Source organism: Amycolatopsis anabasis (assembly GCF_009765355.1).
Lineage (GTDB): Bacteria > Actinomycetota > Actinomycetes > Mycobacteriales > Pseudonocardiaceae > Amycolatopsis > Amycolatopsis anabasis.
The window spans coordinates 1-12,495 of record NZ_VTHK01000044.1; the positions used below are offsets into that span (position 1 = coordinate 1).

11 protein-coding genes and 1 pseudogene are annotated in these 12,495 nt (G+C 69.4%); all 12 read right to left on the reverse strand.

What is annotated here, in order from left to right; translation table 11 throughout:
• Positions 1 to 682, reverse strand: a pseudogene (locus FXO23_RS38035) (PD40 domain-containing protein); the annotation flags it as partial.
• A 4-nt stretch (positions 683 to 686) separates the two neighbouring features.
• Positions 687 to 923, reverse strand: coding sequence for a hypothetical protein (locus FXO23_RS38040; RefSeq protein ID WP_158891480.1), 237 nt, complete (start codon positions 921 to 923; stop codon positions 687 to 689).
• A gap of 374 nt (positions 924 to 1,297) precedes the next feature.
• Positions 1,298 to 1,984: a response regulator transcription factor gene (locus tag FXO23_RS38045; RefSeq protein WP_158891483.1), complete on the reverse strand. Its 687-nt coding sequence runs from the start codon at positions 1,982 to 1,984 to the stop codon at positions 1,298 to 1,300.
• The gene (locus FXO23_RS38050) at positions 1,984 to 3,252 is read right to left on the reverse strand and encodes a sensor histidine kinase (RefSeq protein ID WP_158891485.1); all 1,269 of its coding nucleotides are present in this window, start codon (positions 3,250 to 3,252) and stop codon (positions 1,984 to 1,986) included. The genes FXO23_RS38045 and FXO23_RS38050 overlap by 1 nt, the downstream gene beginning before the upstream one ends.
• Before the next feature lie 77 nt (positions 3,253 to 3,329).
• The gene (locus tag FXO23_RS38055) at positions 3,330 to 4,058 is read right to left on the reverse strand and encodes a class I SAM-dependent methyltransferase (RefSeq protein ID WP_158891487.1); all 729 of its coding nucleotides are present in this window, start codon (positions 4,056 to 4,058) and stop codon (positions 3,330 to 3,332) included.
• A 96-nt stretch (positions 4,059 to 4,154) separates the two neighbouring features.
• The gene (locus tag FXO23_RS38060; protein WP_158891489.1) at positions 4,155 to 4,940 is read right to left on the reverse strand and encodes a thioesterase II family protein; all 786 of its coding nucleotides are present in this window, start codon (positions 4,938 to 4,940) and stop codon (positions 4,155 to 4,157) included.
• A gap of 41 nt (positions 4,941 to 4,981) precedes the next feature.
• A complete protein-coding gene (locus tag FXO23_RS38065) occupies positions 4,982 to 6,298 on the reverse strand; it encodes an acyl-CoA carboxylase subunit beta (RefSeq protein WP_246258268.1) in 1,317 nt (438 codons plus the stop codon).
• Between the two features lie 267 nt (positions 6,299 to 6,565).
• Positions 6,566 to 8,293, reverse strand: a complete 1,728-nt coding sequence (locus FXO23_RS38070) for a thiamine pyrophosphate-requiring protein (protein WP_158891492.1) — start codon at positions 8,291 to 8,293, stop codon at positions 6,566 to 6,568.
• On the reverse strand, positions 8,293 to 9,285 hold the full coding sequence (locus FXO23_RS38075) for a zinc-binding dehydrogenase (protein WP_158891494.1): 993 nt from the start codon (positions 9,283 to 9,285) through the stop codon (positions 8,293 to 8,295). Before FXO23_RS38075 ends, FXO23_RS38070 begins: the two co-directional genes overlap by 1 nt.
• A 13-nt stretch (positions 9,286 to 9,298) precedes the next feature.
• Entirely contained in the window at positions 9,299 to 10,159 is an 861-nt protein-coding gene (locus FXO23_RS38080; protein WP_158891496.1) for a 3-hydroxybutyryl-CoA dehydrogenase, read from the reverse strand.
• Positions 10,156 to 11,160 carry a 3-oxoacyl-ACP synthase III family protein gene (locus FXO23_RS38085; protein ID WP_158891498.1) on the reverse strand — a complete coding sequence of 335 codons (1,005 nt, stop codon included), beginning with the start codon at positions 11,158 to 11,160 and terminating at the stop codon, positions 10,156 to 10,158. The genes FXO23_RS38080 and FXO23_RS38085 overlap by 4 nt, the downstream gene beginning before the upstream one ends.
• Entirely contained in the window at positions 11,153 to 12,493 is a 1,341-nt protein-coding gene (gene ccrA, locus FXO23_RS38090) for a crotonyl-CoA carboxylase/reductase (protein ID WP_158891500.1), read from the reverse strand. Before ccrA ends, FXO23_RS38085 begins: the two co-directional genes overlap by 8 nt.
• Between the last annotated feature and the right edge of the window lie 2 nt (positions 12,494 to 12,495).

A 12,495-nucleotide genomic window follows, 5' to 3' on the forward strand; every position in this document is an offset into this window, starting at 1 on the left:
CCTCCACGGGTCCGAGATCCTCCGCGGTCCCGGTCGCGGGGTCGAACAGGTGCAGTTGGCCGGTGCGGGGGCCGTAGTCCTTGTCGGCGCTGGCCTGGGTGAGCACGGCGAGCGGGCCACCGTCGGGTCGTTGCCGCAGTTCCACGACGTGCCGGTCGTCGAACACGCTGGGGGTGGTGATCTGGCCGGTGCGCAGGTCGAGCAGGCGCACCCGGGCACGGGGTTCGCGTTCGCCGACGACGATGGCGTCGTCGCGGTCCTGGGCGCGGCGCGTGTCCTGCTCGGTGGGCTCGTCCTCGGCGACCAGCGCGACCAGGTCGGGATCGGCGAGCGGCCGGTGATCGATGATGCCGGCGCGCCAGCGGGTCAACGCGATCACCGTGCCGTCGGCGAGGGCGAGCCGGTACAGCTGCGGAGTGCCACGCTCGATGCGGTCGGACAGGAAGTGCAGCGTGCGCGAGTCCGCGGACCAGCGTGGCCGGGACTCCGTCGCGGTGTCGGCGGTCACCCGACTCCACACACCGTCGCCGTCGATGTCGGCCAGCCAGAGTGCGGTGTCGAGGTGGTCACCGATCCGGCTGATGGGAGCGAGGACATAGCAGAGCAGATGCCCGTTCGGAGCGAGAGCCGGAGTCCGCGGGACACGACCATCAACCACGAGTCCAGCGGTCAAACCTGTCACGTGATCAGTGTGCTCGCCTCAACAGCACAGCACGCGATCGAGCCAGCGGTGGTGCGGATAAATGCGCGTGGGCGTAGACGACGGCGAGTTTGGCCATGCGGTAGCCGCGGTCACGGTCGTAGCCGGGCTGGTAGTTCGTGGCTCTTGCGTTGGAAAACCGTGATCGCTTGTTCGGCGCCGCGTGCGGCGGCTGCTCGAAGCACGACCACTTCGACCAGGACGCGAGCGCAGTCTGGTCCATCCGCGCCAGAGTCAAACGGTGACCGCGACTACACCCGTACTGAGCACAGTCACTCATACTCGTCGCAGGTCGAACACGCCAGCGTGTGCCCGATCCACGTCAGCCTTCCGATCGGCATCGGCACGTTCACCATGCCGGCTAGCCCGTGTGATCACGGATCGGGTGATGGCGTCGGCCGAGACGAGCTGCGTCAAGTACAGCTCGGTGCCGTCAACCCGAACGGTGAAGGCACACAGCCCGCACCAGCGCCCGGCAGAAGTGACCACCCATTCGGTCAACTGGGCCTCGATCGGTTCGACGAGCCGGATCCCCGTGGCGCGGACCCAGTCCGGGATTCCCGCGCCTGGTTGCGGTTCGCCTGGGGACCAGGGCTGTCAGGACGCGGGCCGGACGAGGCCGGATTCGTAGGCGAAGATGACGGCCTGGGTGCGGTCCCGTAGGCCGAGTTTGGTCAGGATCCGGCTGACGTGGGTTTTGACCGTCTGTTCGGCCAGCACCAGGTGTTCGGCGATCTCGGCGTTCGATTTCCCCTCGGCGAGGAGGGCCAGCACCTCGGTTTCGCGGTCGGTGAGCTGGTTCAGCCGGGTGCGGGTGAGCGCGCGGTGGGCGCCGAGGCGGGCGAACTCGTCGATGAGCCGCTTGGTCACCGAAGGGGCGAGCAGGGCGTTGCCGTCGGCGACCACGCGTACCGCGTCGGCCAGGGTGTGTGCGGACGAATCCTTCAGCAGAAACCCGCTCGCCCCGGCGCGCAGTGCCTCGTACACGTACTCGTCGAGGTCGAAAGTGGTCAGCACGAGCACCTTCGTGGCCGGTGGGTTCGCGGTTTCCTGTTGTTCGGCAACGTATTCGACGATCTTCCGGGTGGCTTCGAGCCCGTTCAACACCGGCATGCGCACGTCCATCAGCACCACATCCGGATGCAGCCGAGCGACCTCGTCCACGGCATCCTGACCGTCGGCGGCCTCACCCGCGACCTCGATGTCCGGCTGGGCCGACAGCAGCACCGACAGTCCTTCGCGGACCAGGGCCTGATCGTCGGCGATCAATACCCGGATGGACATCAGTCCCCGCCCCCGGCCAGCGGGAGCACCGCGGTCACCTCGTACCCGCCCTCCGGGGTTTCGCCCACCGTCAGATCTCCCTTCAACATCCCCACCCGTTCCCGCATCCCCAGCATGCCGTGCCCCTGCCCGCCGGTGCTCACCGGCGCCTTGGCGGGAGGGCCGTTGACGATCCGGAGGCGGAGCACGTCGCGCTGGTGGTGGATCTCCACCCGCACGGCCGATCCCGGCGCATGTCGCATCGCGTTGTTCAGCGCCTCCTGGATGATCCGGTACGCGGACAGTTCCAGGCCGGGCGGCAGCGGTAGCGGCATACCGGTCACCGCGGTACCGACCTCGAGGCCGGCCGCCCGGGCTCCGGTGACCAGATCGGGCACGCCCGCCAGGGTCGGCTGCGGCGCGGGTTCCGCTCCCCCGCCTTCCGCGCGCAGGACGCCGAGGACCCGCCGCAGTTCGGCGAGGGCGTCCTGGGCATGGGTCCGGATGGTGGCGAAGCTCTGGGTCAGTGGCTCGGGCGGGTCGGTGACCCGATAGGGCGCGGCCTCGGCCTGGATGGCGATGACCGACATGTGGTGGGCGAGCACGTCGTGCAGTTCCCGGGCAATCCGGCTGCGCTCCTCGAGCACGGCCCGCCGATCCCGCTCCGTGGCGGTGATCCGGCGTTGCTCGGTCAACCGCCGCGTGGCCTCGCCCCGGCCCCGCAGAGCGTTCGCGGCCACCAGCACGATGGCGGCGAGCGCACCCATCTCCACCAGATCCGACAGGTCGTAGCCGGGTGGCATGCGCAAGACCAGGATCACCCCGGCGACCAGGGTCAGCAGCCACATTTCGACCAGTACTCGCGGCCGCACCCACAACGCCACCAAACCGAGGACGCACAGGTGCGCGAGCACGCTGGGCTCGGCCCACACGGGCGCGGCCCCTCCTGCCCTGGCCACCTCGCTGACCACGCCGCTCGCGACGACCGACAGCCACCATCCGGCCATCGGCCGGTAGAGGCACAGCACCAGCGGAAGTCCCTGCAGCGCTCCGAACAACACGCCGAGGCTCAACGCCATCCCGGGATTCGCCTGCCACGTCTGGCCGCCGGCCAGGGCGGCGAGGGCGACCGCGCAGGCCACCACGAGCACCTGCGGCAGCCACTCTGCCCACAACCAGGGCGCACCGGTCCAACGGGGCACCTTCGGTACCGCTCCCGGACGGAGGTCCTGCCAACCGGCACGCGCGATCCGGGCCGCACGGGCCCGCAGCCGCTTTCCGCGTGCCATCGTGGCTACCTCCGTGCTCGGACCGGACCGGACGCGTTGATCCTGCCGCAGGCGACGGGCCGATGCAGTGGGCGGGCTCATCCACGCGACGCCGGAGTGCGGAAGAAAATCATCGGATTCCGCTCGCCCCGGTGTATCGGCTCGGCCAACCCGGCTTTCCGCTTGAACTGGACGATCCGCTCGTACACCTCGCGCGCTGCCGCCCGGGACGCGGTGAAATACCCGAGATTTCGGTGTGCGAGCCAGTCGAGCACCTCCGCCCCCTCCCGGAACGGACACGGCTGGCGCCGGCGAAAAACGTCGTGGACGCTCACGGACGTTTCCGGCGCCAGTACCGGCAACATCTCGGCCAGGTACCAGCGAGCGAACCGGGCGCTGTGCTCCGCGTCGAGAAACAGGTAATCCACACCGTGCAGCCAATTCTTGGTCAGGGTTCGGACATCGCCCTGGCAGAAGGTCCACCGCCCGAAGGCGAGGGACCGCGGGACCAGATAGTCGGCGGCGTCGGTCAGGTCCACGGTGATCAACCGGCCGTATTCGTTGTCCCGCAACGCCCGCAGGATCCACGTGGTGGACCACCCGTGCAGGGCGCCGATCTCCGCCACGGTCACCGGGCGACGTTCCCTGATCAGCAGGTAGGTCAGCTCCGCCTCGATGTCGTCGATCTGCGCTCTCATCCCGCGCTCGTGCAACCCGCGCTGTTCGTCGCGAACCACGCGCAGCGAATCGCGGTACTTGTAGTACAACCGCACGACCTCGTCGGCGGTGAGGTCGGCGCACTCCCGGGCATTCTGCTGGTCGATCATGAGGTCTCCCCGTCCATTTCGGACCATGTACGAGAAACCTAAGCGCGCCGGGGCGTGGTGGGCGTCCCCCGCGGGAGGGCAGTTCGAAGGTAGCTCTCAAGTATTACGCGCCGGAGGGCACCCCACCCGCGAAGCGAGTTGCTCCCGGACCGTGTTGAGCACGGTCAGGGCGCACGAGTTGAGGTAGAAATGCCCGCCCGAAAACACCTGCAGGTCGAACCGCCCGGTGGTGTGCTCGCCCCAGGCGCGTGCTTCCTCGATCGTCGACTTGGGATCGCTGTCCCCGATGAACGCGAAGATGGGACAGCTCAGCTTGGGCCCCGGCCGGTACCGGTAGGTCTCCGCGGCGCGGTAATCGTTCCTGATCGCGGGCAGGATCATGCGCAGCACATCTTCGTCCCCGAGCAGCAGTGACTCGGTGCCGCTCAGCGCCGTGATTTCGGCGAGCAGTTCGTCGTCGTCACGCAGGTGCACCCATTCTTTCCGGTGCCGCGACGGCGCCCGCCGTCCGGAAGCGAACAGCGCGGCAGGCACGACTCCGTCGGCCTCGAGCCGCCGCGCGACTTCGAACGAGATGGTTGCTCCCATGCTGTGGCCGAACAGCGCCAAGGGTAACTCGGCGAGGGGCCGTACGGCGTGGAACACCTGGTCGGCGAGTTCGTGGAGGTCGTCGATCCCCGGCTCGCTGCGCCGGTCCTGCCGGCCGGGGTACTGGATGGCGGCCACATCCACCATTGGCGCCAGGGACCGGGACGCCGGGAAGAAGAAGCTCGCCGATCCTCCGGCGTGCGGCAGGCAGACCAATCTGATGCCGGCATCCGGCGCGGGGTGAAAACGCCGCACCCACCTGCCGACATCGGCATTGTTCTCGAGAGCGCTCAACGAATCCTCCCCCGCCCACGCGCCACTTGTCCGTGCGGGAATCACAGTGGAATGTTGCCGTGGTCGCCCCGGCCGGCGGGCGCCTCGGCCAGTGCCTCCGCGACTCGCCGCCGGGTGTCCTCCGGTGTGATCACCTCGTCGACCACACCGAGCCGCATGGCGCGGCCGACTCCCCCGGCCGTTTCGCGCTGCTCGGCGATCAACCGGGCACGAAGGTCCTCGCGGTCCTCTTCGGGCGCCGCCGCCAGCTTCTTGCGGTGCAGGATTCCGACCGCCGCCTCGGCCCCCATCACCGCGACCTCGGCATCGGGCCAGGCGAAAACCCGGGTGGCTCCGAGCGACCGCGAGTTCATCGCGATATACGCGCCACCGTAGGACTTGCGGGTGATCAGCGTGACCCGGGGAACGACCGCCTCGGCGAAGGCGTGCAGCAGCTTGGCGCCCCGGCGGACCACGCCACCCCATTCCTGGCCGACGCCGGGGAGATATCCCGGCACATCCACGACCACCAGCAGGGGAATGCCGAAGGAATCGCACAACCGCACGAATCGGGAAGCCTTCTCCGCCGAGAGCGAATCCAGACAACCGCCTTTGCGCAGCGGGTTGTTGGCGAGCACACCGATAGCCCGGCGACCGAGCCGACCGAATCCGACCACCATATTGGGCGCCCAGCGGGGTTGCAGTTCCTCGAACGCGTCGTCATCGAGGACGGCCCGGACCAGTGGGCGCACGTCGTAGGCCCGGCGTGGCGACTCGGGCAATGCCAAACCGGGATCGGTGCCGCCGCGCAGCGCGTGCGGGTCGAACAGCCCCGGGCTGGCGAAGAAACCGGCCAGCCGGCGGGTCCGTTCGTAGGCCTCGGATTCGCTGTCGACCGTCACGTGCACCACACCGGACCTGCGACCGTGCGCGTCCGCGCCGCCGAGTCCCGCCATGTCGATCTGCTCGCCGGTCACGCTGCGCACCACATCCGGACCGGTGACGAAGACGCGACCGGCCTCGGACATGACGACCAGATCGGTCAGGGCGGGCCCGTAGGCCGCCGCCCCCGCCGCGGGGCCGAGCACCACCGAGAGTTGCGGAACGCGTCCCGAAGCCCGCGTCATCGCGGCGAACATCCTGCCGACGCCGTCCATCGACTCGACACCGTCGGCCAGCTTGGCGCCGCCGGAATGCCACAGCCCGATCACCGGGCAACGTTCCCGCACCGCGAGGTCGATCGCCCCCACGATGTCTCCCGCTCCCCGGGCGCCCAGCGCACCGCCCATGGTGGTGGCATCCGTGCAGTACGCGACGACCGGAGCGCCGTTGACGCGTCCGGTCGCCACCCGCACTTCGCTGCCTTCGGAGGAATTCAACGGTAGGACCGAACCCGCATCCAGGAGCCGGGAAAGCCGCACCATAGGCTCACGGGAGTCGAGCTTCGGTTCGCTGGAAATGAGTGGCGGCTGTGCCGCTAACGTCGACATAATCCTATTCCCCACGCGGTAGTCGAAGCGAAAGAATTGACCACTCCCCCTTGGACAGTAGTCGTTAATGGACTTCGGCGGTAACCCCTAACGTTTCCCGAACTACCAACCCCTAGTCAAACCATTATTCATGGTGCGCGGAATTTGTTTCCACGTTCAGACGCTGGGAAGATGCACGGCCAGCACGGCACTCCGGCCGGCACGGACGACATCCACGGCTTCCTTGAGGGCCGCCGGGAGCTCGTCGGGATCGTCGATCGTCCGTCCCCACGCGTTTCCGGCCGCGGCGGCGATTCCGGGGAGGTCGGCCTCCGGGGTGAATCGGACGTTGAAGTCGTCGTTCGCGGCGGCCACGCCGTCGGGGTGTACGGCGAGGGTGGACAGTTTGGGCGCTTTCCACCCCTGGTTGTCGAAGATGACCGTCAGGCTCGGCGCCTGGTAGCGGTTTGCCACCCAGTGCGCCGACGACGGCACTCCGAACAGGAATGTGCCGTCGCCGACCAGTGAGACCACGGTTTTCCCGGGGGCCGCCAGCTTGGCGCCGATCGCCGCACCGGCGTGCCAGCCCAGCGATCCGCCGCCCGAGCCGAACAGGGTGCCCGGTTCCGATCGGGCCAACTGCTCGCTGACGACCGCGAAGTTCGTGATCGCCTCGGTGAGCACGATCGTCTCGTCGTCGATGGCCGCTCGGACGCAGGCGGCCAGGTACTCGGGGGTGATGGTCCCGTTGACCGGCCGGGCGCGCTCGGTGCGCTCGGCGACCTGCCGCTCGTGTTCTGCCCGGACGTCGGCGCGGCGCCGTTCGACGGCCGCGGCGTCGAACGGCCCGGCGGCGACGAGATCGGCCACCTGCCGCACGGCGACGCCCGGATCGGCGCGGGCGAACACCTCCGCGGGCACGTGCCACAGCGGCATCCGCTCCTTGAGCGGATCGACGTCCACCACGAAGATCCGCGCGTCGGCGCGTGGCCGGTTGATCGACGGTACCCACGGCACTTCACTGCCCAGCACCAGGATCACGTCCGCTTCGGCGAGCACCGGGTTCGGTCCCGGGGTGTTCCACTGGTAGCCGAGGTGCAGTGGATGGTCGGCGGGGAAGTTCACGTACATCGGCACCGATTCGACCACCGGGACGGCCAGCGACTCGCACAACCCGACCAGCTCCGGCACCGCTTGGGGGTCCCGGCCGATGTGGGAGGTCACCACCAGCGGACTGCGCGCACCGGCCAGCGCCTCCGCGATGCGCCGCGCCACCTCGGGAGCCAGCGCGCCCGGAGCGGTCGGGGTGAAGGTCTCGGGCCGAGCGCGCACCGGTTCGATGTGCTGCTCCAGGACTTCCCGGGCGCAGACCAGATACACCGGCCCCGCCGGATCGCTGCGGGCGATCTGCAGCGCTCGGTGCACCACCTGCTTCACGTTGTGCCCGGTGCGGATCTCGTTGTCGTACTTGGTGTATCCCCGCACGATCCCGCGCTGATCGGGCACGTCCTGCACCCAGTGGATGAACTCGTTGCGCCCGCCCGGCAGCTCGCCTTCCTGGGTATACGGCGAGGCGCCCGCGAAGATCAGCACCGGCACCCGCGCGCCCGCCGCGTTGTTGAGCGTGCCGCCGAGATTCTGCGTGCCGGAATCCACATGCACGATCACCGCTTGCGGCTGCCCGGTCACCTGCGCGTACCCCTGCGCCGCGGACATCGCGACACTCTCATGTGGACAGATGATCAGCTCGGGGAAGCGATCGGCCGCGCCCTCCTGCCTGGCCTGCGCATAGGCTTCGAGCAACCCGGGATGGTCACTGCCCAGGTTGGCGAACGCGTAGCGGACCCCGGCCTCGCCGAGCGCCTCCAGGAAGGCCGTACTGGTGGTGTACCGGGGTTCGCCCATCACGTGCCCCGGCCGGGGAGGATCAGGATCTTCCCCGGACTCCCGGCTTCCAGCGCACGGTAGCCCTCGCACACCTCGTCCAGCGGGAACCGTCCGGCGACCGGGCTCACCACCGCGGGATGTTTGACGGCGAGCGCCAACGCCTCCTCGATGAGGCCGACCACGTCGTCGAACCCGTCGACGTACGCACCCGCGTTGAACTTCGTCACGAAGACTCCGCCCGCCTTGAACAGCTCGCCGAAATCGGCGCCGGGCACCGGACCGGTCAGCTGCCCGTAGTTGATCAGGCAGCCACGCGGCGCCAGCATGCTCAGGCTGGCCCGGAACGTCGATGCCGCGACCGGATCGAAGACCACGTCCACACCGTGACCGCCGGTGGCCGCGCGCACGGCCGCGGCCACGTCCCCGCTCCCGCGCTCGACGACCTGGGCGGCGCCGAGCTCGCGCGCCACGTTCACCCGGTCACCGCTGGCGATGCCGACGACCTCGGCGCCCCGCTCGGTCAGCCAGGGGACGAGCAGCCTGCCGACCGAGCCCGCGGCACCCCACACGGCCGCGCGGCGTCCCGCCAGGGGCCACACCCGGGTCAGGGCACCGGCGGCCGCCCCGGCGTGCGCCACCGAAGCCGCTTCCTCGAAGCCGAGCCCGTCCGGGATCCGGACCAGTCGTTCGACCGGAACGGTGACGAAATCGGCGCACGACCCCATCCACCCGGTGCCGCACACCCGCGTGCCCACTGGAACGGCGCCGTCCGGCCCGGTCGCCACCACCGTGCCCGCGGCCTCGACCCCCACCGGGAAGGGGAACGACGTGGAGACCACGTAGTCACCCGAACGAATCAGGCTGTCCGCGTGGTTGAGCCCGGCGGCCTCGATCTTGACGACCGCTTCGCCCGGCCCCGGCGAGGCGATGTCCTCCACGGCCACCTCGATGACCTCGGGGCCGCCCGGTCGGGTCGCCCGGGCGAATCGGCGCTGAGTGGTTGTGTCCATCGCTTCCCATTCGTCAGTGGTATTGGTAGAACCCACGCCCGGATTTCTTACCCAGCAATCCGCCGTCGACCATCCGCGACAGCAGCGGCGGCGCCGAGTAGAGCGGTTCCTTGAATTCCGCATACAGCCCGTCGGCGACCGCGGCCAGCGTATCCAACCCGATCAGATCGGCCAGGCGCAGCGGACCCATCGGGTGGGCGCAGCCGAGAGTCATGCCCCGGTCGACGTCCTCCGGTGTGGCGAAACCGGATTCGACCATCCTCATCGCGGACAGCAGGTAGGGCACGAGCAGAGCGTTCACCACGAATCCGGCGCGATCGGGCGAACGCACCACCTCCTTGTCCAGCAGCTTCCGCGCGAATACCTCGACCCGATCGAAGGTCTGTTCCGAGGTGAGCAGCGAACCCGTCAACTCCACTAGCGGCAGCACCGGAACCGGATTGAAGAAGTGCGTCCCGATCACCTGTTCCGGACGTTCGGTGGCGCCGGCGATCTTCATGATCGGCAGGGACGACGTGTTCGTGGTCAGGATCGCGTCCGGATCCTCAACGATCTTGTCCAGCCGGGCGAAGACCTCCAGCTTGGCCGCCTCCTCCTCGATGACGGCCTCGATGACCAGCTGCCGGTCACCGAAGTCGCCGAGATCGGTCGTGAACGAGATCCGCTCCAGGATCCCGGCGCGTTCCTCGTCGCTGATCTTGCCCTTGCGCACCGCCCGGTCGAGGGAACCTTCCACCCGGGATCGGCCCGCCCGCGCCGATCGCTCGGAGGTCACCGCGACGAGCACGTCCAGCCCCGGCCGGGCGCACACCTCGGCCAGCCCGGAACCCATCAACCCGCAGCCGACCACGCCCACCCGGTTGATATCGCTCACCGTGCCACCCCCGCCTTCCAGCGCAGCAGGCAGTGCCCGAGCGCCATGCCTCCGCCGAAGCCCGAGAGCAGCACGAGTTCCCCGTCGCGCAGGGCACCGGAGCGGTGGGCCTGGTCGAGGGTGACCGGCATCGAGGCGACTCCGGAGTTCCCGTACTCCTCGACGGTGAGGTGGGTCCGCGCGTTCTCCAGGCCGATCTGCTCGGCGAGCGTGCGCAGCAGCACCCCGTTCGCCTGGTGCGGCACGAAGTGCTCGACTTCTTCCCGCGCGACACCGGCCCGGGCGAGCAGTTCCTTCACCGCCTGCGGGACGTTGCCCAGTACGAACTCGGTGACCTCGCGCCCGCGCATCCGCAGGACGTGCCCGATCTCGTCGACCGTCTCGTGCGAGGCCGGGCGCCGGCTGCCCCCGGCCTCCACGGTCAGGAGATCGGCCTGGTCGCCGTACCCGAGCAGATCGGTCTCGAGGATCCCGTACCCGTCGGGTACCGGGCCGACCACCGCCGCTCCCGCGGCGTCCGCGAGGAGCACCGTCGTGCCCCGGTCGTTCGGGTCGATGAACCGCGACCAGATGTCGGCCGCCACCACCAGGGCGTGCGAGCCGGGCCGGTTCGCCACCAGCCCCTGCGCCACCGCGAGCCCGTACACGAACCCGCTGCACGCGATGTTGAGGTCGAAGCACGCCGCCCGGCGTGCCCCGAGTGCGGCCTGGACGAGACACGAGGTCGGTGGCAGCGGGGCGTCGCCGGTGGATGTCGGCACGATGAGGTAGTCGATCCGGTCGGCGGGCAGGCCGATCTGGTCGAGCGCGTTGGTGGCGGCCCGGATCGCGAGATCCGAGGTCGCCTCGGACGGCGCCGCGTACCGCCGCGTCCGGATCGCCGTCTTCCGCTCGATCCACTCGGTGGTCACGTCCAGCCCGGGGGCCAGATCGGCGTTGGTGATCTCGGTTTCGGGCACGTACGAACCCGTCGCCAGGATTCCGATGGACTGGCTAACCATGGGCACCCACTCCCAGCAGGTTCAACCGGTGCTCGCCGATGCGTGCCCGCTTTTCCGGGTCGGTGACACCGAGGCCGCGTTCCGGCGCCAGGCACAGCACGCCGATCTTCCCGAGGTGGCTGTTCGTCTGCACCAGCCGGCCCGCTTCGCCGATATCGGCCAGCGGGTACACAGTGGACAGCATCGGCATGATGCGGCCCAGGTCGATCAGCCGGTTGCTTTCCCACTGTTCCTGCAGGTTCGCCGCATGGCTGCCGACCACCCGCTTCAGCTTCATCCACAGGTAGCGGTTGTCGTACTGGTGCTGGTACCCGGTGCTGGAGCCGCAGGTGACCACCACCCCACCGCGGCGCACCACGAACATCGAGATGCCGAAGGTCGCGCGGCCGACGTACTCGAAGACGATGTGCGGATCCTCGCCGGTCTCCCGGCGGATGATCTTGCCGAGCCGCTTGCCCGCCTCGATGACCTTCGACGGATCGTCCCCGTCGTCGCCGCCGATGCCCAGTTCCGCCCGGTTGATCACCACGTCGCACCCGATGTCGGCCAGGCGCGCGGCCTTCTCCTCGGAGCCGACCACGCCCACCGCGATCCCGCCGCCGTGCCGGACCAGTTGCGTGGCATACACGCCGAGCCCGCCGGTCGCGCCCCAGATCAGCACCACGTCGCCCTGTTTCATCCGGGCTCCGCGGTCGCTGACCAGCATCCGGTAGGCGGTGCCGGCGCATGCGGGCGTGCTCGCGGCCTCCTCCCAGGACAGGTGCGCGGGCTTCGGGATCAGCTGGCTCGCCCGGACGATCGCGTAATGCGCGAGCCCGCCGAAGTTCGTCTCGTAGCCCCAGGCCTTCTGCCCGTCGCCGAGCATCCCGTCGCCCTGGGTGGCCGGTTCCTGGTCGTCCACCTGGATGGGGCTGGCCAGGACGTGGTCACCCACCTGCCAGCGGCGAACGCCCGCTCCCATCCGGACGATCACGCCCGCGGCGTCGGAGCCCAGCACGTGGTACGGCTGGTCGTGGCGCCGTTCCCACCGCCCGCGTTTGCCGTACTGCTTCAGGAAACTGAAGGTCGGCAGTGGTTCGAACGTGCCGGACCAGACCGTGTTGTAGTTGACCGAGCTCGCCATCACGGCGATGAGCACCTCGTCCGGAGCCAGCTCGGGCATCGGGACGGGCCCGACGCGTAGCGACTTGCGGACGTCCTTGTCCTCGACGCCGTTGAACATGTCGATGTCCTCGACGCGGGTGTGCGCGGCGAGATACTCGGCCGGTACGGGTTGCCGTTCCAGTTCCTCGGGACCGGCGCCGCGCAACGCCGCCGCTGCGAGAGAATCCATCA

What these genes read in the sequence shown, in the direction of transcription:
- FXO23_RS38040 (WP_158891480.1), bottom strand. Translation starts at nt 923, where the DNA reads ATGGACCAGACTGCGCTCGCGTCCTGGTCGAAGTGGTCGTGCTTCGAG.
- FXO23_RS38045 (WP_158891483.1), bottom strand. Translation starts at nt 1,984, where the DNA reads ATGTCCATCCGGGTATTGATCGCCGACGATCAGGCCCTGGTCCGCGAA.
- FXO23_RS38050 (WP_158891485.1), bottom strand. Translation starts at nt 3,252, where the DNA reads ATGGCACGCGGAAAGCGGCTGCGGGCCCGTGCGGCCCGGATCGCGCGT.
- FXO23_RS38055 (WP_158891487.1), bottom strand. Translation starts at nt 4,058, where the DNA reads ATGATCGACCAGCAGAATGCCCGGGAGTGCGCCGACCTCACCGCCGAC.
- FXO23_RS38070 (WP_158891492.1), bottom strand. Translation starts at nt 8,293, where the DNA reads ATGGGCGAACCCCGGTACACCACCAGTACGGCCTTCCTGGAGGCGCTC.
- FXO23_RS38075 (WP_158891494.1), bottom strand. Translation starts at nt 9,285, where the DNA reads ATGGACACAACCACTCAGCGCCGATTCGCCCGGGCGACCCGACCGGGC.
- FXO23_RS38085 (WP_158891498.1), bottom strand. Translation starts at nt 11,160, where the DNA reads ATGGTTAGCCAGTCCATCGGAATCCTGGCGACGGGTTCGTACGTGCCC.
- ccrA (WP_158891500.1), bottom strand. Translation starts at nt 12,493, where the DNA reads ATGGATTCTCTCGCAGCGGCGGCGTTGCGCGGCGCCGGTCCCGAGGAA.